Raw genomic sequence first — 22,489 nt, 5'->3', positions numbered from 1 at the left:
TGCCGCTGCCGCGATCGAGAAGCACATCCACGTCAAAGCCGCCGCCGGTCCGTCCTGCGCGCGTTTACGATGTCGATCACCCCGACCACTACGAGCACGGCCCCAAGTGGCCCACCCCGGAACCAGAAGAATTCGGCGTCCCGCGCGAAAAGCCACAACGCTGCCCCAGCGACAACGAGCAATACCCCGAAGATGGTCGCGAGTCGTATCTGCATGCTGTAATCCTGCCGCCAGGCCGGGTGCCATTCGTCGGCCGAAAGGCCCGGCGTACGTCATCATTTCGGAGGACGAGTCGGGCGACCCGTTTGTGGTGCGATGGAGTGATCCCGTCTCCACCACCGCAAACGGCGCACTGTTCCACACGGGCGAGCTCCTCGATGGCCCCGGCGAATTCACATGCCTGGGGCCCACGCGAATCGCTATGCCAACTGTTGACTCCCGGACTCGGCAGGTGGGCGGATTTCGGTAAGTCCGGTGAGGGCCTGCGGCAAGGGGCCCTTGTGCAAGACGCCGAGGCGTTGGGTGGCGCGAGTAAGGGCGACGTAGAGTTCGGCCGCGCCGCGTGGACCGTCGGCGAGGATCCGCTCGGGTTCCACGACCAGGACGGCGTCGAATTCCAGACCCTTCGTCTCCGATGCCGGCACCGTGCCCGGCACACCCGGTGGCCCGATCACGACGCTGGTGCCTTCGCGAACCGCCTCGTTGCGCACGAATTCCGCTATATCAGTGGATAATTCGCCCTCGGCCACCCGCCTGACCCACGGCTGGACACCGCACGCACGGACCGACTCCGGTGGCTGGACTCCCGGTGCGAACTCGGCGAGCACCGCGGCGGCGACGGTCATGATCTCCGCCGGGGTGCGGTAGTTCACCGACAGCGACCGGTAGACCCAGCGTCCGGGCACGTACGGCTCGAAGATCCCGTCCCACGATGTCGCCCCGGCCACCGAGCGGCGTTGGGCGAGATCGCCGACCACCGTGAAGGATCGGCCCGGACAGCGCCGCATCAATACCCGCCAGTCCATTTCGGATAGTTCCTGGGCCTCATCGACCACGATATGCCGGTAGGTCCAATCACGGTCCGCGGCAGCGCGTTCCACGAGTTCACGGGTGTCGCGTTCGAGGAAACGCTCGGCAAGGTCTTCGGCGTAGAGCATGTCCTGGGCGAGCAGACCGATGTCGTCGTTCAGGTCCTCGCGCTTGATGAGGGTGTCGAACACACCGGCGGCGTACTCGGCCTCGGCCTTGCGTTCCCGCTCGGCGGCGCGTGCGGCGGCCTCGTCGGCCGCCTTGTCGCGGCCGAGCAGGTCGACCAGTTCGTCGAGCAGCGGCACATCCGACACCGTCCACGCCGCACCGTCGGCACGCCACAGCGACTGGTCGGCACCGGTCGCATGCAACCGCTCCGGGGACGAATACAGCTGTGCCAGTAGTGTTTCCGGCGTCATTATCGGCCAGAGTTCGTCGAGCGCGGCGGTGAACTGGTCGTTGTCGGCGAGTTCGGCGAGCAGATCCGTCCGCAGGTTCTCCCAGGCTTCGCGATCCTTCCGGTTCAGCCAGCCGCGGCCGATCCGGGCTATCGCCCGTTCGGTGAGCACGTAGGTGACGATCTCGCTGAACACCGCGCGGGCCTCGTTGTGCGGCAGCCCGCTCGCGCGCGCCTCCTCCCTTGCCCACTCCGCTGTCTCGGCGTCGATCCGCATGGCGACATCGGTCAGTTCGATGCGCACCGGCTGTTCCGGCAGCCGCTGGCGATCGGCGATCGCCGTCGCGAGCACGTCCAGGATCCGCAGCGAACCCTTGTGCCGCATGGCTTCCGGGGTGTCCTCGGCGGTGACGCGCAGACCGGGCATGAGGTCGCCGGTGGTCATGAATACGACATTCGTCTCGCCCAGCGATGGCAGCACGCGGCCGATGTGATCGAGGAAAGCCGGATTCGGTCCGACTACGAGCACCCCGTGCCGTTCCATCCGCTCCCGCTGGGTGTAGAGCAGGTACGCGACGCGGTGCAGCGCCACCACGGTCTTGCCGGTGCCTGGACCACCCTCGATCACCAGCACACCCGAATGATCGAGCCGGATGATCTGGTCCTGTTCGGCCTGGATCGTCGCCACGATGTCGCGCATCCCGGCACCGCGCGGTGCGTTCACCGCGGCGAGCAGCGCCGCGTCCCCTCGCGCACCGGCACTCGGGCGGCCGAGAACCTCATCGGTGAAATCGACAATGTGACGCCCACGAGTGTGGAACTGGCGGCGCCGACGCATATTCTCTGGGGTCGCGGCGGTGGCGATGTAGAACGCGCGCGAGGCGGGCGCCCGCCAATCCAGCAACAACGGTTCGTACTCGTTGTCCTCATCGAAAATGCCGATCCGGCCGATGTAGGAATGTTCGCCCGACACGGTATCCAACCGCCCGAAACACAGACCGTTGTCCGCCACGTCCAGCCGCTTCGCCTCCTTGGCCAGCGCCCGCACCTCGACATCCCGTTCCATCGGCGACCCGCCATTTCCCCGCAACGCCGCGCTGTACCGCCCCTTCACTCGCGCGCGTTCGGCATCGAGCCGCGCATAGAGTCCGGCCACATAGTCCCGCTCGGACCGCAGTTCGTCTTCATACCCCTGGGTAGTCAAAATGCCCCTCCTTTCCCGGCTCGATAGGTTCACGCGGACACGGTTTCTCGACTTAGCGCATCGAATAGCAGCGTCGCGGCCACCGTCGCCCCATCGGTGCGGATCGTGTCGGCCACGGCGGTCGCTCGTGTGCGGGTTTCGGGGCTCAGGGCCGTGCCGAGCGCGGCCGACAGGGACTCGATGCTCGGAATCGAACCGTCGTGTGCCGCACCGATCCCCAGCGCAGCCACCCGACCGGCCCAATACGGCTGGTCCGCCGCCTGAGGTATCACCACCTGCGGCACACCGGCCCGGGTCGCCGTCGTCGTCGTGCCCGCGCCGCCGTGGTGCACGACGGCGGCCACGCGGGCGAACAGCGCCTGCTGATTGACCTCGCCCACGACGAAGCAGTCATCCCGGTCGTCGATCAGAGTCAGGTCGGCCCAGCCGCGGCCGACGAGCACACGGCGGCCCTGCGCGCGGATCGCCTCGATCGCCACCCGGGCGACGTCGGCCGAGACGTGCATCGGCATGCTGCCGAAGCCCACAAACACCGGCGGTGCGCCAGCTTTCAGGAACGCCGCCAAATCGGCCGGGAGCGGACGTGCGTCCGGCAGGATCCACGCGCCGGTCTGTACAACGTCGAAATCCGGCGTCTCCTGCCACGGGTCCAAGGTCGGGTCCGTCGCGAGCCACGGCCGATCGCCGATGACGTAATCGCGGACATAATCGCGGACATCGTCCACCGGTGACAGGCCGATCGACGCCCGGTAGGTGTTGAGCGCCGCAACAAACAGCGCGTTGATGTCCAGTCCGGGAATCGGGTCGACATCCGGCGGAAACGGCCGACCCGGATACGCGAGCGGCGGACGGTGCGGCGACGGCAGCGTGAGCTGGTGGAAGGTCACGTACCCATAGCGGATGCCCAGGTTCTCGGCCACCGATCGCACACCGGCCACGACCGGCATCATTCCGGTCGCAACCAGCGCATCGCACCCCGCCGCCGCGGCGGCGACCGCGGTGACCGCGTCGAACTGCCTCGCGATCAATTCGGTCGCATGCCGAGACAGGTCCGATGACAGCGGCGCCCCCGCCGCCCGCACCGACTGACCAATCGGCACCATCGGCACGCCGACCTCGGCCAGCCGCCGCGTGAAATCCTCATCCGGTGGCGCACACACCCGTACCTGCGCGCCGAGCTCCCGCAGCCGTACCGCTAGCGCCACCATCGGCTCCACATCTCCGCGCGACCCATACGTCGACAACAACACGCGCATTTCGTAACCCCCATTTCCGCAGGTTCTGGCTTCGGCCAGTGATTCTGCGGCACGACCGGGGTCTTGCCGCAAGCCCCCGGGTGCGCTATAAGTTGAATATGGAAGGGAGTTTCCTTCCCTTTGTTGATCCGCGGTGACGGACAAACCCCTCGAGCGCTCGGCGGACGCACGCGCGCCGACGATAATTCCGCGACGTCACACCTGGCGAATGGACCGAGTTCGAACAGCCCTTCCTGGTGTGCCGCGTCGAACTCAGCGACCGCTTCCGCCCTACGCCACCCCGCGCGACCACGAACATGCTTGTTTCTCTGAACTAAATCTTGTGCGGCAGAACCTGTTTCAGGTATGCATCCAGTTGCAGGTGTTTCGACTGCGTGCGGTTGTGTGTGCCCGAGATATCACGGGCTCGGCTCTGGAATGTTGATCCAATACCGTTGCGCTGGGCCGTGTTCGGTGTCGCGAATGTCCTCGAAAACGCCGCCGTTGCGTTCGATCGTTTTCGCCGAGGCCATGTTGTCGCTCGCGCAAACGATCAGTACTTGTTTCAGGCCCAGTGTTCGCGCTTCGTCGAGCATCTGGCCCAGAGCCCAGGTTGCGAGCCCGCGTCGCCGTGCGGACGGCCGGATGCCGTAGCCGATGTGGCCGAGCTCGCTGAACTCATGTCGCAGCGCGATCCCGCCGAGCACTCGGTCGGCGTCGGTGATCCATCGGTAGGTGCAGCGGATCCGGCCGGCCTCGGTCGCTTTTGTCGGATCGGAGTCCGCAACCAGCCGCGCCACCCAGGCTGTGAACCCGGCCGGCGAGTCGACGTCGTCGGTTGGCCGCAGTCCGAAACCGTCCTCGTGGACACCGGGCCCCCAGTCGTCGCGCGCCTCGAGCCATGCGGTGCGCAGGCGTGTGGTGGGCGCGACCAGCTCGGGCATGTCCCGACGATACCAATTCCGTTGTGTAGCACCAGGTCCTAGAGACGGGCGACCTGTTATGACCTCAAGCTCCTTCCTCGAGCACCCTGGAGATCAGCATCCGCTGCTCCCTGGTGAGCCGGGGATCCGCCGCGTAGAACGTCCTGCCGTCCACGGTGATCTCGTAGCTGAACCCGTCCGGAACTCCGAGGGGCGGCTGGCTGTGCCCCTCGGCCGCGGCCTGCTCGGCCAGGGCGTGCCACTCGCTCGCATCGGGCCGCCCGGAGGTGTCGACCTCGGCGTGCCGCTCGATGCCCGCGAATCCACCCGCACGACTCACTCGAATATGCATGGGTCCGTGTCTAGTACGGAACTAAGACGTTTGCACCCCGACCTTCTCCCACGCATTCAGCACGGCCTTCAGCTCCTCGCCCTCGTTGAAACGAGCCTTGGCCGCTGCGACCGTGAGCTTCGCGAAGTCCGCGAACTGAGCATCCTTCTTCAGCTCGCCGCCGGTCAGGACGTCATACCAGACCTGCCCCGCCTTCTCCCAGGCATGACCACCGAGGGCCGTGGCGGCCAGGTAGAAGGCGTGGTTGGGGATGCCGGAGTTGATGTGGACGCCGCCGTTGTCGCGGTCGGTCTGCACGAAGTCGTCCATGGTCGCCGGTTGCGGGTCCTTGCCGAGGACGTCGTCATCGTAGGCCGTGCCCGGCTCCTTCATGGAGCGCAGCGCCTTACCGGTAACGCGCGGGGTGAACAGGCCCGCACCGATCAGCCAGTCGGCCTCGGCGGCGGTCTGGCCGAGCGCGTACTGCTTGATCAGCGAGCCGAAGACGTCGGACAGCGACTCGTTGAGGGCGCCGGGCTGGCCGAAGTAGGTGAGGTTGGCCGTGTACTGCGTGACACCGTGGGTGAGCTCGTGGGCGATGACCTCGGTCGGGATGGTGAAATCGCGGAAGATCTTGCCGTCACCGTCGCCGAACACCATCTGCTCGCCGTTCCAGAAGGCGTTGTTGTAGTCCCGGTCGTAGTGGACGGTCGCGTCCAGCGGCAGGCCGTTGCCGTCGATGGAGAAGCGCCCGTACGCCTTCAGATAGAACTCGAAGGTGGCGCCGAGGCCCGCGTAGGCACGGTTCACGGTGGCGTCGTTGCCCGGGTCCGAGCCCTCGGCACGGACCTGCTTGCCTGGCAGCGCAGTTTGGTGGCCGGCGTCGTAGATGGTGCGGTGCGGCTGGTCGGTCGCCGCTGCGGCGGGCGGTGCGCCGGATGGGGCGCCGATAACCGTGGTCAGACGGCGATGGGTGCGCTCGTAGGCATCGCGCTCGAGGGTCTTGCGCGCCGCCGCGGCGATTGCGGGATCGTCTTGCTGAGCCAACTTGTCGAGGATGTGCGGAGGCACGATGGTGCAGAAGACGGGCTCGAAGCCCCCGTCGATCTTCGTCATACCCGGAACCATATGTCGATGTCATTGCCCGCGAACATGATTGGTGAAATATGGGGCGGCGGCAACGGCCTCGACCCCCGCCTAGGCTAGTGGTCATTACCGCGCCGACCACTAGCATCTCCCCGGCGCCGAGCGGTGCCCAACCGTCACGGCCGCTACTGCGGTGTCTTCGCTCTGCTCACCGGGCGACTCGCACTCACATACTCATTCTCGGAGTTGCATCCGCGCCCCCGAAGGAGCGACAGTGGACTGCTCATCATAGGTTTCGTGTGCGGCGGCGATCGCATCTCGGTGTCGGTCGGCCCAATCTGTCAACGCCAGCAGAGTCTGATAAAGCTCTCGGGCCATCGGTGTGGCTTCGTATTCGGTCTTCGGCGGCACCGTCGGATAGACCGTCCGGGTCAGCAGGCCGTCGCGTTCGAGGTTGCGCAGCGTCAGTGTGAGCATTCGCCTACTGACACCGTCGATTTCGCGCTCGAGTTCGGTGAAGCGCATCGGTCGCCGGGTGGTCAGGAGCAAGATACCGATTGCCCATTTGCCGCTGACCCGATTGAGGACTGTCAGAACGGAACACGCCTGGTCGAGCGAGGAGTCCGGCGAGTCGCCTTCGGCGGCGACCGCATCCACCTGCACTGGAACATCGTTGTGCCCCTGGAACATAAAAGTGCCTCCTTCCACCCGACCTGCCCGTGACAGATCATGCACTCAGTAGCAAAGAGTGCACCATTACAGCGGAGGGTCTCCATGACCAACATGCAGGAATCGACGTACGAACCGGGCCGAGGAGCGTCGCCGACCCGACTGAGTACACAGCGGTTGGACAGTTTTCTCTCTACTCATCGGATGGGAGCGCTGGCAACCAGCAAACGCGACGGATATCCGCACCTGTCGACCGTTGCCTACCAATGGAATCCGTCCACACGCGTGATTTCGATCGGCTCGACAGCCGATCGCATGAAAGTCCGCCAGCTCACCCGCGATCCACGTGCCGCGCTCTACGTGAGCAGCACGGATCATCTCACCTTCGCGGTAGCCGAGGGCACGGCGCAGATCTCTCCTGTCAGCACCGTCCCCGGAGACGCCACCGGCCGCGAAATGCTCGCCATGTTCCCAGAATTCGACAACCGCGACGACGCCCCGATCTTCCTCCGGAACATGGTCGAAGACAACCGACTGGTCATCCGGCTCCACGTCTCGAGGCTCTACGGCGACACCCTCGCTGACGAACTCCACGGATGATCATCGATGTAGCTACCCGCAGGCAGCAGCGCGCCCTACTTCGGTGCCTCGAAGCCGCCGATCTGCTGTTCGAGCAATTCGGCCAGCCGCAGTGGGGTGCGGTCCTCGAACATCGGGCCAAGGAGTTGGACTCCCACCGGCAGGCCCTCGGGGGACCGGCCCGCCGGTATGGTCGTGGCAGGGAGGCCGGGCATGGTCGCCAGGCCGGCCCAGACGAGCTGATCGCCGAACGGGTATGCCACGCCGTCGATGTCGATCCACCGGTCGCTCAGATCGGTGTGGTCGTGCGGGAACGCGGGAGTCGGCGTGATCGGACACACCACGGCATCGAACTCGGCGAAGAGCTGCCGCCAGCCGTGGCGATGGAGCTCGCGACGGTTGTCCGCCTCGATCCACTCGCGGTGGCTGAACACCGCGCCGCGCAACCGCACCGCGTCGAGACCCCGGTCGTCCGCGCCCAGGCCGGCGGCGTGGGTCCGCATCTGCTCATACGCCGCAACGGGATAACCTGCGGCGAGGTTCGACAGCAGCAATTGCATGTAGAGCGCCGCGGCCTCGGTCAGATCGGGCAGTAGCGGACTGCGCCGTTCGACGCGGGCGCCGCCGTCGACGAGCGCGTCGGCGACTCGGTTCACCGCGGCCCGCACAGCGGACCCGGTCGGAATGAGCGGATGCTCGTCGAGAACCAGGACACGGAAGTCGGCGAGCCGCTCGTGGCGCGCAGCCCGCAGAGCCAGGTCGTACGCGACGCCGAGCGTCAGTGGGTCCGGGCCGGCCATCACGTCCAGCAGCAGTGTGAGGTCGCGGGCGGTACGCGCCATCGGACCGACGACGGCGAGGTCGCGGTCGGACGGCAGCGCCTGCGCGGGCGGCGGGACATGACCACGGCTCGCCACCAGCCCGTATGACGGCTTATGTGCGTAGACGCCGCAGAAATGCGCGGGGGTGCGCAGCGAACCGGCGATGTCGGAGCCGAGGGACAGCGCGCCGAACCCGGACGCCAGGGCCACGGCTGATCCGCCGGAGGATCCGCCCGACGTGCGAGCGAGGTCCCACGGGTTGTTGGTGGTGCCGTAGATCTCGTTGTAGCTCTGCAGATCCGCCAGCATGAACGGCACATTGGTCTTACCGAGCACCACCGCGCCCGCGGCTTTGACTCGTGATACCGCGAGCGCGTCTTCGGCCGGAACATAGGTCTCGAAGCCCGGCACACCCCAGGTCGTGGGCAGCCCGGCGATGTTGTATGACTCCTTGACCGTCACCGGAATGCCCAGTAGCGACTGGTCCTCGCCGCGGGCCCGCGCCTTGTCGGCATCGCGCGCGGCAGCCCGCGCACGGTCGAAATCCGGCACACAGATCGCGTTGGTCGCCTTGTCATCGCGCTCGATACGGGCAATCGCCTCGTCGGTCAGTTCCACCGAGGTCACTTCACCGGCACGCAACGCGGCCGCGAGTTCTTCGGCCGGTCGAAAGCTCCACTCCATCGGACCGACCCTACCGGCCCGTCGCATGCACCACCTTTCGCAACGAGTGGTCCAACTCCACCCGCGGCGGACAGCGTCTCGAACGGGTTGTGCTTGGCTGAACACCGTGCGGAAACGGACTTGGCTTTCGACCATCGGTCTCGTGCTGCTGTGGGGCGAGTGGGCGAACTGGCGCGCTTCCCGCAGGCTCGTGGGGTCGGCCACGGGCGCCTCCGAGGCCGTCGTGGTGCTCGGCTATCGCAACGCGGGCACCCGGGCGAACATCATGAACCGGTGGCGGGTGCGCGCTGGTCTGCGGTCCATCGACCCGATCGCGGCCAGCACTCGTCTCGTGCTCTGTGGCGGAGCGTGCGCCGGTCCACGCACCGAGGCGGCCCTGATGGCCCACTACGCCACCGAGACCTGCGGATACCGCGGCGAACTCGTCCTGGAGGAGCAGAGCCGGACCACCTGGGAGAACATCGGTTTCGCGATCCCGTACCTGAAGGACCGCGATCGGATAAAGATCGTCTCGCTCCCCTTCCACGCCGAGCGGGGGCGACGATACCTCACCGAACAGTCCCCGGAACTGGCCTCGCGCCTGGTGCGAGGAGCGGAATACCGGTTCGGCGAGTGGATAGCGGCAAAACCGCTCCTGGCCGTCTATGGCCTGTTGCAGGACGCTCGTGACCGAAGCCGTCGATGGATCGAGAAGCCATCCTCGACATTCCAGCGGATCGGCAACCTCTGCCACTGACGAGACCACGTCGTCGAGATGGTCTGATGCCCCACGGCCGGACCGCAGATCGCTGGGCCTGCTGACCGATGGTTGACAGCGCAGTCCGGCTGAGATCGACCAAATCGCTACGTGCGTCAGGGATTTCGATCGAGGGCGGTTCCCACATCGTCGCGGCGGCAGTGGCGAATGTTCTGGACTCGCGGCGGTTCACCAAGGGGCGACACAGTGCCCCGTTGCGACAATCTGTCGGGGCCCGTCGTTAATCTGCGGGGATGGTCAGTCCCGAGTCGGCAGTGCGCCGCCTGCTGCGTGAAACAGGAAAACTGTTGCAACCGTATGGGTTTCACGGCTCCGACCCCAGGTGGATCCGGGTCGAGGCGGGCGGAGTCGCATCCGTCGGCCGCACCCGAGTCTCGCGCACCTGGACCAGCGGGCAGCAGGTGATCGGATTCGGCCTGGAGCTGAGCGCGACGCCAACAGCCTGGTGGGAATACCGCAACTGGCGCAACACACAGCTGGGCCTATCGCCCACGCCACTCGAAGAGGCTTCCGGCCCGGACCTGCTCAACGCCCACGCCCTGCCCGACGAGTTGACCGCATTGTGGTCGTTGCGGCTCGACCCGGCGCAACCCGGCCAGCTACTGCAAACCGATATCGACGCCGTCCGCACCGAACTGCCCCGACGTGTACACGTCCACGCGCGCCGGGCATTACGGCTGGTGGAGCCGGATCAGTACCTCGACGAGCTGCTCACCCACCCCGACCCGCACATCGGTACCTGGGAGGCGATCGTCGTCCTGCTCGCCGATCGGGGGCCGGGACCACAGCTCTATGACGCATTCGACCAGCTCCGAAAGTGTTTCGCCGAGCGAGATGCGTCGGCGTACGCGGAAGATGTCATCGCCTACGCGCAATCCCGAGCTGCCCTGGTGCACTGATTCCCGCGCTCGAAGCTGATCGAGTACGCGCCGCGGACCGCTAGACTGCTCACCTGGTCGGCAGTGGTTCGCTTTACGTATTCATCGGAGTCCAAGCCGACCGGCCGGGTGAATCGCTGTCCTCTCGCACGGAGGTGGTGCGGTGTCTGTTCGTCGAAGCGTGCTGGTGGCGGCGCTGTGCGCCCTACCGGCGCTGAGTGCGCCGCAGGTGCAGGCCCACCCGCCCAGCGAGGGCAGTGATGGATGTCGGCAGGGCAGTGTGATGACCGGCCGGTTGGTGCCCGGCACAGGTAGCGCGGGGCTGAACATCCAGCGTGCGGCCACGCTACGGGAGTGCGTCAGTCCGTTGCTTCCGGGTATCGACTCCGGACAGTTCGAGGTCACCATTCCCTGGAACGCACCCGGTGCGCCCAGTTCGGCCCAGTTCACGTGGTCGGACGGCAGCATCAGCGCGGCGACCGGGTACGGCAATGGCCTGTGGTTGATCAGCGACGGTCCCGCGAGTGGCCATGCGATCCAGGTGATTGTCGCCGATACCTGGAACGGGTGGTACTTCAGCTACGCTGATGTGGCCGTCACGTCGGCGATCTTCCAATCCTGAATTTCAGTGCGCGCCTAGCGCATCGAGGATCATCGGACGCGCCGCCGCGAGCGCCTGTTGCCAATAGGGCCAGGTGTGCGTTCCGTCGAAGATGTCGATGCGCGCGTCGATGCCGAGCTCCGCGACTCGGTCGCGGAACATCTGGGCCGACGCCAATGTCATTGCCTCGAGGGCCATCCCGTTCATCGTGTTGCCGATTCCGTATGGCACATCGAGCGGACCGGGCTGGCCATTGCCAGTAGAGAGGTAGATCGGCAGCCCGCGCAACAACTCCGCCTGCTCGGTCGCATCATTGCGGCTCCAGGCGGGATCGCCGACCGGACCCCACATATCGTCCACATTGAAGTTGCCCTCGTCCCACATAGCAGCGCGCATCGCCTCGTTCCAGAGCGGAAATGTCGGGTGCACGAAGCCGGAAAATGATCCCGCGAACTTGAACTGGTCGCGATGGTGGCCGGCCAGGATCAGGGCCGCGTTGCCGCCCATGGAGGCACCGACGATCGCGTCGTTGGTTCGCGAAACGCCATACCGTGCCAGGTATTCGGGTAACTCCTTGGTGAGGAAGGTTTCCCATTTGTACGTCGTCGGCTGCTGATTGGTACTACTTGGTCGATACCAGTCGGTGTAGAAGCTGGAGCGACCGCCGACCGGGAATACCAAAGTGACGTTGTCGCCTGCGAATTGGCGCAGCGCGTCGGTATCGCTCGTCCACTGACTGTGATCGGTGGGTGCGCGCAGACCGTCGAGCACGTAGAGGGCCGCGCCCCCGCCGCGGGCCGCCCATTGCACCTGGACCTCGATCGGCCCCATGCTCGATGGCACGGAGAGTTGCTGATAACCCCCTCCGGGGGAGCGCAATTTCGGTGCGGCAGTGGCCACCGCCGCACCGATCGACGACAGCAGAACAGCTGTTGCCAGAACAACGCCGGCTTTGCGTTGCCATCCCCGCTGGTTTCCGAACCGTGCTGTCGCACCCACTCCGCACACCTCCACCTTCTTCCCCGGAAGGAAACCGAGGAGACCCGAATTCGGACGTCGCTTGCGCCGAGCCGCTTCCCTGTGCGGCCCGGATCGAAAAGACCATCATAGTTTTGCGCGGCGATGGTTCTCGCCTCAGCCGATCGCCATCCGCACGAGCCGTTCCTCATCGTTGGCGGTCGACTTCGTCAGGCAAGGCGGTCGGCCATATGGTGGCGTCGTCGAGGGTCGCGATGTCGTTGGAGCGGAACGTCGCACACCGCGACTCGAATTTCTCGCCGGTCCGGAAGAAGCATACGACCTTGCCGTCCTTGGCATAGGCAGGCATGCCGTACCAGAGTTTCGGCGTGAGAGCCGGTGCGTTGGCCTTGGATTCGTTCGGCTCCTCGATCAATTGGGGGCCTCCAACAATGGGCACCGAATCGCCAGGAAATGGCGCTACCAAGAACCTCCGGCCACCGAGATCGGACGGGCGACAGCCTGGTGGCGCGCCGGGCGGTGACACCTTGGTGGTGATCCGGTCCACCTTGGGTGCCCGACACCAGCACTCGGGGACCTGATATCGGCGGGCCATGCGGCGGACAGTTGAGCAAGTCACCGTAACCGAACCGGAGCCATCGATGTCGCCCACCAGTATCATTCCCACCTCGGCGGAACGTCGTGCCACGGTCTCGACCGAGGACGGTGTGGCACTCGCGGTTCGCGAATACGGCCCGCGCGATGCCGACCTCACCGTCGTCCTGCTGCACGGACACTGCCTGCGCACCGCGTCGTGGACCTACGTCCGCAACGCGCTGGCGCGCCGGTACCCGGGGGCGCGGATCGTCTGCTATGACCACCGTGGCCACGGCGATTCCGCCGCGGCGTCCCCGCGGACCTACAACCTCGAGCAGCTCGGCAACGACCTGCGCGACGTGCTCGACGCGGTCGCCCCCACCGGACCGGTGGTCCTCGTCGGCCACTCCATGGGCGGCATGACGGTGCTGACCTACCTCAGCCGGAATCCGCACGAGATCGGCCGGCGGGTTGCCGGCGTAGCACTCATCGCGACCGCCGCGAATGGACTCGCCGCCGGCGGCTTCGGCCGCCTGCTGCGCCGCCCGGCAGTTTCCACATTCCAGGCGGCCGTTCGACGCGCTCCCGGCATCATGCACCATGCGAAGCTCATGGCCTGCAAGGTCTTTGCCCCGATCATCCATGCCGCCGAATTCGGCGATCGCACGGTGAGCCCGCGGGTGCTCACCCTCGCCAACGCGATGCACAACGAGACGCCGATCGTGACAATGGCGAGTTTCCTGAGCGCCTTCATGGACTACGACCAGACCGATGCCCTGACGGTTCTGTCGAAGATCCCGACGTTGGTGCTGTGCGGTACCGCCGACCTGTTGACGCCGCCGTCGCATTCGATCGCGATGGCCGCCGCCGTCGCGTCCGCGGATTTCGTCCTGGTCGACGGCGCAGGCCATTCGGTGATCCTCGAGCGGCCGATGGAGGTCACCGGCGCCATTGCTCGCCTGATGACGCGGGCCAGCGATGCCGACGCGGTCGAAGGCACGCTCAGCCTCGTCGCATAGTCCGTTCGAGGTGGCTCACCGAGACCACCAGATATTCCTCGTCGGCGTCGCTCGCGACCGCGGTCACTCCAGACGGCAGCGTAATCGGCCGCTTTTTCCGGAATACCGCGATGAGGTCATGGCCACCCCTGACCCCGCCCCGCCCGCCGTCACCGCCCTCTCCCCCAGCGACCTGCGCATGCTGCACCAACTCCTACGCAAGCTCGAGCACTGACCGCCGAAACCGCCACCGACGCATAGGCATTTCGCTATTTCGGAGCGGGACACTGTGCTTCAATCATCTGTAGAACGTGTTCTAGCTCTGGGAGGTGGCCATGGCCACGCCGTCGATTCCGGCCGGCTTCGATTTCACCGATCCGGACCTGTGGGCGAAACGCAGACCCATCGAGGAATTCGCGGAGCTGCGCCGAACGGCACCGGTCTGGTGGTGCGCCCAGCCCGACCGGTCCAGCGGCTTCGATGACGGCGGCTACTGGGCGGTCACGAAACTCGAAGACATCAAGGAGATCTCGAAACATCCGGAGATCTTCTCCTCGACCGAGAACGGCGCGATCATCCGCCATCAGTCCACCATCACCCGCGAACAGATCGATATGCAGCGGCTGATTCTGCTCAATATGGATCCGCCGACCCACACCAAAAATCGACGCATCGTGTCGAAGGGCTTCACACCACGCGCGGTGGAGGGTCTGCGGGCCGCGCTCACCGAGCGCGCGGCCCGGATCGTGCACGAGGCCAAGAAGTCCGGCAGCGGTGATTTCGTGGAGCAGGTCGCCTGCGAACTGCCGTTGCAGGCCATCGCCGAACTGCTCGGGGTGCCACAGCAGGACCGCAAGAAGCTGTTCGCCTGGTCCAATGAGATGATCGGCGCCGATGATCCGGAGTACGCCACCGATGCGCCGACCGCCCAGCTCGAACTGAGCGGATACGCGTGGGCCATGGCCGAGCAGCGGCGGGCCTGCCCGGCCGACGATATCGTGACGCAGTTGGTGAACGCCGATGTCGACGGCGAACACCTGGGGTCGGACGAGTTCGCCTTCTTCGTGATTCTGCTGTCGGTGGCGGGAAACGAAACCACTCGCAACTCGATCACGCACGGCATGAAGGCGTTCGTCGACCATCCGGACCAATGGGAGCTCTACAAGGAGCTACGCCCGCGCACGGCACCGGACGAGATCGTCCGCTGGGCGACACCCGTCTCGGCATTCCAGCGGACCGCGACCCGTGATGTCGAACTCGGCGGGCAGTTGATCCGCAAGGGGCAGCGCGTCGGGCTGTTCTACAGCTCGGCCAACTTCGACGAGGACGCCTTCACGAATCCCTTCGACTTCGATATCCTGCGCGACCCCAATCCGCACGTCGGATTCGGCGGTGCGGGCACGCACTACTGCCTCGGCGCGAACTTGGCCCGCCTCGAGATCGACCTGATATTCAACGCGATCGCCGACACCATGCCCGAGCTCAGCCAGGTCACCGAACCCGAGTTCCTGCGCTCCGGATGGCTCAACGGAATCAAGCGGTGGGAAGTACGTTTCGATTGATATGGCCGGAATCGGATCGAATTTCCCCCACGCCTGGGACCGGTAAGTCTCGCCGCCCAGGTCGAGCGCGCGTGCACGCCCAGGCGCGCAACCCTGGTGACCAGGTAGGCGGCGCAAGCAGGCGCATCGCCCGTCGCATTCGGGTCCGTCGCACCGGCCTCCGGGCGGCACGCTTTCCGAATTCGACGGCCTCAGATACAGATGCTGAAAGCGACGATGCCCAACGGAATAGTGAAGCACAGTGCCACCGAACCGACGGGCTGGGCGGGCGTTTCCGAGGCGGGCGTTGCCGGGGCGGGCGTTTCCGGGGCAGCCGACGCGGTCGGCGCGAGGGTAACGACGGACAAAGCGATAGCAATGGCGGCTAAAGCCGCAGCAAATTTTGCGTACACTGTTGCTCCTTCGTTGACCGGTTGTTGAAACTCGAGCCAGTGCAGGCTCTTCTACAGATGGTCCTACTCCGCAATAGCCCGCACAAGGCGCTGGCGAAGTCACACCAGATTCGAGGACATTCGACATTTTTCACATAAATCGGACAAATACGACACCCGAAACTATGCGTGCGCGGGTAATTGGAAATTCAATAACTTCGGCCAATAAGGCGATTTATCAATATCGACCCCGAAACTATCTTCCAACCCAAGCGGGTATTGGTGGTCCGAGATATCGGTCCGGGTGGTTCGTGCGGTCCTATGTCGCGGTGTCGGAAGTTCCGGACGGGACGGTCAGGCAGAAGGGATGGCCGGAAGGGTCGAGGACCACGCGCTATCCAGCGACATGGCACCGAATCTAGCTGTCGCGACCACGGTTTCCCCCCAAGTTGGTTGGCCCCACCAGACGGCGAGGCCATTCGACGCCGAGTGTTCCAGCGCGAGTCTGCGCGCACCTCCGCGCGGAGTGACTTGCGTTGGCAGCGAGGCTAGTTCGGCACGATGTCGTACTTCAGTAGCTCGAAGCCGGTGGGCACGGTGGCGCTCATCGAGATGCGATCTCCGGCCCAAGCGCCGACCAGTGTGAAATCGCCTTCGGTGCAATCCGATTCCGAGGTGAGCATCGGCAGCGGATGGACGCGCCGCCGATCGTCGCCGTGTCGGACCGTCGCCTTGTCCACATAGGTGCGTTTGTCGTGATTGAGGATGTAGCGGCCGATAAAGCCGTGCTGGGGCGCGACCAGCGGGGCTACGGAGGCGGCCTTGTCGTAGAGGCTGCTCTGCTCCCCGACCCGCGGTCCGGCCCACACCACGCGGGTCGGCACAGTCAGGAGGCGTTCCACCCCCTGGACGAAGTCGTCGCCGATCCAGGCGCGTCTCAGGAATCGAACCTTGGGTTCCAGATACCCGATCAGCTTGTGGTCGGCGTCCAGGAAGACGGCTCTGCAGAACGGCCCCACGTGGGTGATTTCCTCTCTGGGATAACGGCTTTCGGACAATCTATCCCTGCGGACATCGGCGCGGCGCGGCGGGCGGTTCTAGTCGAGTTGCCGGCGTGTTCCGGTCTGGCTCTAGGGCCCGAACGATCGAGTCGACGCTAGGCTCGGATGATGCGATACGCCATTTCGGTTCCGCAGCTCATACCCGACGGATCGTTCCAACCGGAAGATCTGCGGGCCTACCTGGATAGAGCCGAGGCGCTCGGATTCGAGAGCGCCTGGACGACCGAGCAGTTGCTCGGATCCGCGCCCAATCTGAGTCCGATCGAGTTGTTGATCTTCGCGGCCGCATGCAATGAGCGGCTGCGCTTCGGATGCGCGGTGTTCGTGACGCCACTGCACAATCCTGTGCATCTCGCCAAACGCATCAGCACGCTGGATCAGCTCACCCGCGGCCGGCTCGAGATCGGCGTCGGGATCGGTGGCCGCAACCGGATGTTCTCGGCCTTCGATGTCGATCCCGCCGACAATCTGGTGACCCGCTTCAATGAGGGCCTGCGCGTCATGAAGGCACTGTGGACCCAGCCACGGATCGATATCGAGGGCGAGTTCTGGCAGCTGACCGGCGCCACCATGGAGCCGAAGCCATTCCAGAAGCCTTATCCGCCATTGTGGTTCGGCGGCGGCACACCCGCGGCATTGCGGCGGGCGGTTCGGTACGGCAACGGATTCTTCGGCGCCGGTTCGACTACGACGGCCGCATTCGCCGAGCAGGTCCGGTTCGTGCGCGAGACTTTGGCCGAAAACTCCGGTGCCCCATCGGATTTCCGCATTGCCAAGCGCGTCTACATCGCGGTCGACGACGATCCGGCGCGGGCCGAAGAGCGCATGGCCGCCGCGCTGATCGACTTCTACGGCGAATTCGGCAGAACCCTGATGCCCGTCGCCGTGCACGGCACACCGAAAGACTGCATCGAGGGCCTACGCGAGGTGGCCGCCGCCGGCGCGGAAATGATCCTGATCAACCCGCTGTTCGATGTTGCCGCCCAAATGGAACGCATTGCCGTGGAGGCGCTGCCGCACGTCGACTGATCGGGTGCGGTAACGCTGGCGCACCGCTCGGCAGACGGCACAAGGGCCGCGTCGGCGGTCATGCCAAGGAGATTCGCGCGCCGACTCCACTGCTGGCCGATCCATCCGGTGTGACCTGGTCCGTTCGCACCGCCTGCTCGACAGCCGGCACCCTCGATATGCCCGCGCCGCCACCGGCGCACCTCGTCGACAACCTCTCTGTGATGGCGCACATCTGCTAGCTGGCGGCGACATCCTCCAGCCGCGGTCAGCGCGGTTCGGGGGCTTCGGCAGGTTCGTAGCCGAGGCGGACGTCGTGGGTGACCTCGCCGCCGGAGACCGTGACTCGAGTGGTGACCGGTGGGTAACCGCGGGCTATGACGGTGTAGTGGCCTTCGGGAAGGTCGGTTACCAGGTAGCGGCCGTCGGCGTCGGTGTGGGTGCTGGCGGTGAGGTCGCCGGACGCGTCCAGGACGGTGATCTGGATATCCGGGACGACTCGATCACCGTTGGCCCAGGCGGATCCGGCCAGTACGGCCATGGACGCCATCTCGATGTCGTGCCGCAACAGACCGCTGTCGGAGATGGTGAGCGTGGTCGCGCTGGGACGCATATGTTCGGCAACGGCCACCAGGGTGTAGGTACCCGAGACGACGCCGTGGCAGACGTACGCGCCATCGCCTGTGGTAATTGCGGCGCCGACGACCTCACCGTGGATATCGGTCAGTGTGACGGTGGCACCCGCCAGCGGGGTGCCGCGCCCGGCCGAGCGGACCACACCGGACAATTCGCCGGACCCGGTGAGGGTCAGGTCGAGCGACTGTTGTCGCTGTCCGATGGCCACGCTGACCGCCTCCGGTCGGTGTCCGGTCGCCGACGCGATCAAGACATAATTGCCCGCGGCGGGCGCCTCGATGCGGTAGCCGCCGTCGGTCTCCCCGGTCGCGCGCGAAACCTGGTGTCCCCGATGGTCGATCAAGGTCAGCACCGCGCCGGGCACCGGTCGGCCGTCCTCACGGCCGATGCGCCCGCCGAGTGATGCCCCTTCGTAGTCGAGACCCGAATGCGACTGCGGCACAACGGCCGCCACATATACGCCATTGCCGTCATGTTCCACCGAGACTCGGCCGACCGCACCCGCCAGCACCGGTTCGGGTTCGGAGAGCACCTCGGCAGCACCCTCGCGCAGCGGTGCATCGGCCCAGCTGGATTCGACCTCCGAAATTACCGGCTCCGGCGCGGGAACCGGATCGTCCTGCAGCGGAATCTCTTTCATGAACATCAGCACCAGGCAGGCCAGTAGCGCAACCCCCGCGGCGACATAGAAGACGCCGTGCATCGAATCGGTGAACCCGATCAGAATGGGCACCTTCAGCTCGTCCGGCAGTGCCGCGATCCCACTGGTATTGCTCTGCATGGTGCTCAACTGCGCGGCATCGAAGCCGGCGGGCAGCGCACCACCGAATGCGTCGATGATCCGGTGCGGCAAGAGATTGAACAGAATCGTCAGGAATATCGCGACACCGAGGGTGCCGCCCATCTGCCGGAAGAAGGTCGCCGATGCGGTCGAAACACCCATATCCGAACGCGGACCGGCATTCTGCGCCGCGATGATCAGGGTCTGCATGCAGCAACCGAGCCCGAAGCCGGTGACACCGCCGTAGACCAGCGGCTGCCAGAGCGGACTGTCGTAATGCACCTGCCCGTAGAGCGCGGCGCCGACCGCGATGATGAATGTCCCGATCACCGGCAGAATCTTGTAGCGCCCGGTCAATTTGGTGATCACTCCGGCCAGCTGCGAACCGAACATGATCCCCAACACCAGCGGCAGCATCAGCAGACCCGATTTGGTCGGCGAATATCCGCGCACCACTTGGAAGTACTGCGGCACCATGACAATCGCACCGAACATCGCGATACCGACGATGAACCCACCCGCGATGGTCACACTGAAGGTCGAATTCTTGAACAGCCGCATCGGAATCAGCGCCGCGTCCTTCATCAGGAATTCGACGAGCACGAACAGCAGCAGCCCGCCCGCACCGATCCCGTAGCAGATGAGCGCGTGCTGCGAAGTCCAGCCCCAATCCCGGCCCTGTTCGGCGACGATCAGCAGCGGCACGACGCAGGTGGTCAATGCCACCGCGCCGAACCAGTCGATGCGGTGATCCTGGCGCTGATGCGGCACATTGAGCACCTTGGCGACCACACCGAGCGCGAGCACACCGATCGGCACATTGACCAGGAACACCCAGCGCCAACCCTCGAGACCCCACAGCTCGTCGTAGTTCGAGAAGAATCCGCCGAGCACCGGACCGAGCACGGTCGCCGAACCGAAGACCATCATGAAATAGCCCTGGTAGCGCACCCGCTCCCGGGCCGGCACGATATCGCCGATGATGGTGAACGCCAACGACATCAACCCGCCCGCACCCAGGCCCTGGAAGGCGCGGAATCCGGCGAGTTCATACATCGAGGTGGCGAAGGTGCAGGCGACCGAACCGATGACGAACAGCCCGATCGCGGTGAGGTAGAACGGCTTTCGACCATAGATATCGGCCAGCTTGCCGTACAGCGGCGTGGTGATCGTCGCTGTGATCAGGTATGCCGTGGTCGCCCAGGCCTGTTCGTCGAATCCATCCAGGCTGTTGGCGATCCGCACGATCGCGACGCTCACGATGTTCTGATCCAGCGCGGCGAGGAACATGCCGAGCAGCAGTCCGGACAGGATGGTGAGAATCTGCCGGTGCGACAGTGACGTACCCTCACCGGCATTCAGGTCCGGCGGCGTTGCCGGGGCCTGGGTGGTCGAATTCGTCATAATGAGCCCTAGTTCTGATCGGCTATCCATGGTGGAAGTGCTCGCGAAACCTGAGTCGAGCCGGTCGAGCAATTGGCACACTGCGCCACAAGCGATCTGCCCCCACGCCGATCCCCTGCAACTAGTTGCGCTCGCTAATATACATACGGCCGCCCAAGGCGAAACGGCCTGGTCGGATCATCCGATATCCAATGCCTCAGCGGCCGAGCGGATCGCCGACAAATCAGCGGCCGTGGGTCGATCATACTGCCCGACGGAGAACGAACAGCTTCTCCTCCGGAATGCGGTTCGCTGTATCACTCGTCGGCGGTCGTGCCCGGCTGATTCCTACTGGTCCGCATGGCAGGTGACATCGGCGGCAGGCAAGGCGCCGTCGGCGTAATAGGTATTGATCGCATTGTTGACACATGCGCTCAGGTCGGGCCGGAAGGTCATATGGATGCGGATGTCCTGCAATGTGACCATGCGGGATGCGGATAGGTGCTGATGCAGCCGGGCACCGTGGGTGTACGGCGTTCGGGCATCGCCGGTCGCCTGCAGAATGAGCGCGGGAACCGAATTCCGCACGGTGGTCGCGGGTTCGACGGGTCTGGGCCAGAATGCGCAGGGCTGGATATTGTTGGCCAACGGGCCGAATATCGGCTGCGTGGCGCGGCTGGCTTCGATATTGCTCGCGTACCACGCCGGATCCGTCGGTGCCGCGGCATCGCCGCAGGCGATTTGGGCCAGGGTGGAGTTCTCTTCGGATCGCAAGGACTGCACAACCATCTTCAGTCGTGGCGCCCGCGCCGTCACCGGTGGGCCGCCCGCCGCATCGGCGATCTCGCGGAGCATTTCGGCCAGCGCTTGGTTGCGCCGGAAATCGGTCACCGTGTTGTGCAAGAGGAATGGGAGCCAGTGATCGTCGATCGGGAAGTCGTCGATGACGATCGGTTGGCGTGCCGCTGCGGCCATCAGCTCCGTCAACGTTGTGCGCACATCGCCCGGACTCGCCCCGAAGTGATAAGTATCATCCTGTCCCGCAGCCCAATTCGACCATTCATCGATCGCTCGTTCGTCGGCGGGACCCCAATCCTGGACGAGGCCGGTCCAATACCGGTCCGGATCGATCGCGCTGTCGAACACCATCCGGTCGCTGCGTTCGGGAAACATCTGAGTGAATACCGCACCGAGGTACGTGCCGTAGGAGACGCCGTAGTAGCTCAGCTTCGGCTCACCCAAGGCCACTCGGATGACATCCATATCGCGGGCGGTATTGCGGGTGGTGAGCTGACGCACCTTCACCGGATCATCGGCCAGGCAGTCGGCGGCCATATCCGTCGCCAGTGCGGTTTCCCGCGCGAAGCCCGGCGAATCCAGCCCCGCCGAATGGATCATTTCGCCGACCGGCCAGCCACAGCGCGGCGTGCGCCCGGAATCGCCGACACCGCGCGGATCCATGCCGATCAAGTCGAAACGAGCTCGCACCTGCGGGGTGAGCACGTCACCGAGCAGATCCACGGCGTCCAAACCCGATGCGCCGGGGCCGCCAGGATTGGCCAGCAGCACACCATGACGCTGACCCGGATCGGTGGCCCGGACTCGGGATATCGCGATCTTCAGCGTGCGGTCGTAGGGCCGCAAATAATCCAGCGGCACCAGCGCCTCCGCACATTCGGCCCCGGCCTTGTCCAAATCCTCGACACCGCAAGCGTGCCAGTGCAGTCGCTGGTGATAGAACCGGTATGCCGGATCGACCTGCGCCCCGGGCACGGTGATCAGCACCGCCGCGACCGCTACCGGTACCAACCACCGCACAAGCCTCGCCGACAACCCACTCCCCTCTCACCTGCAAATCCCGCAACTTGGTACCACACACCACGGCAGGGCACCCTTGCCACATTTGGTGGTGCCGCCGATACTCCAAGGGGGGCCGCGCTG

General features: G+C 65.4%; 21 protein-coding genes. 7 read left to right on the top strand and 14 right to left on the bottom strand.

Features of this window, described 5'->3' with window-relative positions; genetic code table 11:
- Positions 1 to 32: 32 nt before the first annotated feature.
- From AB0J29_RS00550 to AB0J29_RS00520, 7 genes are all read right to left on the bottom strand, one after another.
- Positions 33 to 215: a hypothetical protein gene (locus AB0J29_RS00550; RefSeq protein ID WP_364777010.1), complete on the bottom strand. Its 183-nt coding sequence runs from the start codon at positions 213 to 215 to the stop codon at positions 33 to 35.
- 204 nt (positions 216 to 419) lie between these two features.
- Complete coding sequence (gene helR, locus AB0J29_RS00545) at positions 420 to 2,630, bottom strand: RNA polymerase recycling motor ATPase HelR (RefSeq protein ID WP_364777008.1); 2,211 nt, start codon at positions 2,628 to 2,630, stop codon at positions 420 to 422.
- Between the two features lie 29 nt (positions 2,631 to 2,659).
- On the bottom strand, positions 2,660 to 3,886 hold the full coding sequence (locus AB0J29_RS00540; protein WP_364777006.1) for a glycosyltransferase: 1,227 nt from the start codon (positions 3,884 to 3,886) through the stop codon (positions 2,660 to 2,662).
- A gap of 398 nt (positions 3,887 to 4,284) precedes the next feature.
- Positions 4,285 to 4,809: a GNAT family N-acetyltransferase gene (locus tag AB0J29_RS00535; protein ID WP_364777004.1), complete on the bottom strand. Its 525-nt coding sequence runs from the start codon at positions 4,807 to 4,809 to the stop codon at positions 4,285 to 4,287.
- A gap of 64 nt (positions 4,810 to 4,873) precedes the next feature.
- Positions 4,874 to 5,140 carry a protealysin inhibitor emfourin gene (locus tag AB0J29_RS00530; protein WP_364777002.1) on the bottom strand — a complete coding sequence of 89 codons (267 nt, stop codon included), beginning with the start codon at positions 5,138 to 5,140 and terminating at the stop codon, positions 4,874 to 4,876.
- A 21-nt stretch (positions 5,141 to 5,161) separates the two neighbouring features.
- Positions 5,162 to 6,235 (bottom strand): M4 family metallopeptidase, encoded by a 1,074-nt coding sequence (locus tag AB0J29_RS00525; RefSeq protein WP_364777000.1) that lies wholly within the window; start codon positions 6,233 to 6,235, stop codon positions 5,162 to 5,164.
- Between the two features lie 204 nt (positions 6,236 to 6,439).
- Positions 6,440 to 6,895 (bottom strand): helix-turn-helix domain-containing protein, encoded by a 456-nt coding sequence (locus AB0J29_RS00520; RefSeq protein WP_364776998.1) that lies wholly within the window; start codon positions 6,893 to 6,895, stop codon positions 6,440 to 6,442.
- A gap of 84 nt (positions 6,896 to 6,979) precedes the next feature.
- Between AB0J29_RS00520 and AB0J29_RS00515 the strand changes: the two genes are divergently transcribed.
- The gene (locus AB0J29_RS00515) at positions 6,980 to 7,474 is read left to right on the top strand and encodes a TIGR03618 family F420-dependent PPOX class oxidoreductase (RefSeq protein ID WP_364776996.1); all 495 of its coding nucleotides are present in this window, start codon (positions 6,980 to 6,982) and stop codon (positions 7,472 to 7,474) included.
- Between the two features lie 35 nt (positions 7,475 to 7,509).
- Here the strand turns inward: AB0J29_RS00515 and AB0J29_RS00510 are convergent, their stop codons facing one another.
- On the bottom strand, positions 7,510 to 8,958 hold the full coding sequence (locus AB0J29_RS00510; RefSeq protein WP_364776994.1) for an amidase: 1,449 nt from the start codon (positions 8,956 to 8,958) through the stop codon (positions 7,510 to 7,512).
- A gap of 106 nt (positions 8,959 to 9,064) precedes the next feature.
- Between AB0J29_RS00510 and AB0J29_RS00505 the strand changes: the two genes are divergently transcribed.
- The 3 genes from AB0J29_RS00505 (at position 9,065) to AB0J29_RS00495 (ending at position 11,215) form a co-directional block, all read left to right on the top strand.
- The gene (locus AB0J29_RS00505) at positions 9,065 to 9,694 is read left to right on the top strand and encodes a YdcF family protein (protein WP_364776992.1); all 630 of its coding nucleotides are present in this window, start codon (positions 9,065 to 9,067) and stop codon (positions 9,692 to 9,694) included.
- Between the two features lie 254 nt (positions 9,695 to 9,948).
- Positions 9,949 to 10,614, top strand: a complete 666-nt coding sequence (locus tag AB0J29_RS00500) for a hypothetical protein (RefSeq protein WP_364776990.1) — start codon at positions 9,949 to 9,951, stop codon at positions 10,612 to 10,614.
- A gap of 142 nt (positions 10,615 to 10,756) precedes the next feature.
- A complete protein-coding gene (locus tag AB0J29_RS00495) occupies positions 10,757 to 11,215 on the top strand; it encodes a hypothetical protein (protein WP_364776988.1) in 459 nt (152 codons plus the stop codon).
- A 3-nt stretch (positions 11,216 to 11,218) separates the two neighbouring features.
- Here AB0J29_RS00495 and AB0J29_RS00490 read toward each other — a convergent pair whose 3' ends face one another.
- Positions 11,219 to 12,193 (bottom strand): alpha/beta hydrolase family protein, encoded by a 975-nt coding sequence (locus AB0J29_RS00490; RefSeq protein ID WP_364776985.1) that lies wholly within the window; start codon positions 12,191 to 12,193, stop codon positions 11,219 to 11,221.
- Positions 12,194 to 12,359: 166 nt separating this feature from the next.
- Positions 12,360 to 12,611 carry a hypothetical protein gene (locus tag AB0J29_RS00485; protein ID WP_364777934.1) on the bottom strand — a complete coding sequence of 84 codons (252 nt, stop codon included), beginning with the start codon at positions 12,609 to 12,611 and terminating at the stop codon, positions 12,360 to 12,362.
- A gap of 202 nt (positions 12,612 to 12,813) precedes the next feature.
- Between AB0J29_RS00485 and AB0J29_RS00480 the strand changes: the two genes are divergently transcribed.
- Together AB0J29_RS00480 and AB0J29_RS00475 are read left to right on the top strand one after the other, a co-directional pair.
- The gene (locus AB0J29_RS00480; RefSeq protein ID WP_364776983.1) at positions 12,814 to 13,767 is read left to right on the top strand and encodes an alpha/beta hydrolase; all 954 of its coding nucleotides are present in this window, start codon (positions 12,814 to 12,816) and stop codon (positions 13,765 to 13,767) included.
- A 314-nt stretch (positions 13,768 to 14,081) separates the two neighbouring features.
- Positions 14,082 to 15,308, top strand: coding sequence for a cytochrome P450 (locus tag AB0J29_RS00475; protein WP_364776981.1), 1,227 nt, complete (start codon positions 14,082 to 14,084; stop codon positions 15,306 to 15,308).
- A gap of 191 nt (positions 15,309 to 15,499) precedes the next feature.
- Here AB0J29_RS00475 and AB0J29_RS00470 read toward each other — a convergent pair whose 3' ends face one another.
- Both AB0J29_RS00470 and AB0J29_RS00465 read right to left on the bottom strand, forming a co-directional pair.
- On the bottom strand, positions 15,500 to 15,700 hold the full coding sequence (locus AB0J29_RS00470) for a hypothetical protein (protein ID WP_364776979.1): 201 nt from the start codon (positions 15,698 to 15,700) through the stop codon (positions 15,500 to 15,502).
- A gap of 527 nt (positions 15,701 to 16,227) precedes the next feature.
- On the bottom strand, positions 16,228 to 16,698 hold the full coding sequence (locus AB0J29_RS00465; protein WP_364776977.1) for a hypothetical protein: 471 nt from the start codon (positions 16,696 to 16,698) through the stop codon (positions 16,228 to 16,230).
- Positions 16,699 to 16,848: 150 nt separating this feature from the next.
- Here AB0J29_RS00465 and AB0J29_RS00460 point away from each other — a divergent pair, with 150 nt between their 5' ends.
- Positions 16,849 to 17,769, top strand: a complete 921-nt coding sequence (locus AB0J29_RS00460; protein ID WP_364777859.1) for an LLM class flavin-dependent oxidoreductase — start codon at positions 16,849 to 16,851, stop codon at positions 17,767 to 17,769.
- A 247-nt stretch (positions 17,770 to 18,016) separates the two neighbouring features.
- Here the strand turns inward: AB0J29_RS00460 and AB0J29_RS00455 are convergent, their stop codons facing one another.
- Complete coding sequence (locus tag AB0J29_RS00455; protein ID WP_364776975.1) at positions 18,017 to 20,569, bottom strand: MFS transporter; 2,553 nt, start codon at positions 20,567 to 20,569, stop codon at positions 18,017 to 18,019.
- Positions 20,570 to 20,896: 327 nt separating this feature from the next.
- Positions 20,897 to 22,366 carry an alpha/beta fold hydrolase gene (locus AB0J29_RS00450; protein WP_364776973.1) on the bottom strand — a complete coding sequence of 490 codons (1,470 nt, stop codon included), beginning with the start codon at positions 22,364 to 22,366 and terminating at the stop codon, positions 20,897 to 20,899.
- Positions 22,367 to 22,489 lie beyond the last annotated feature (123 nt).

This window comes from Nocardia sp. NPDC049707 (genome assembly GCF_040674855.1).
Taxonomy (GTDB): Bacteria; Actinomycetota; Actinomycetes; order Mycobacteriales; family Mycobacteriaceae; genus Nocardia.
This window is presented reverse-complemented; position numbering and strand designations above follow the sequence as displayed.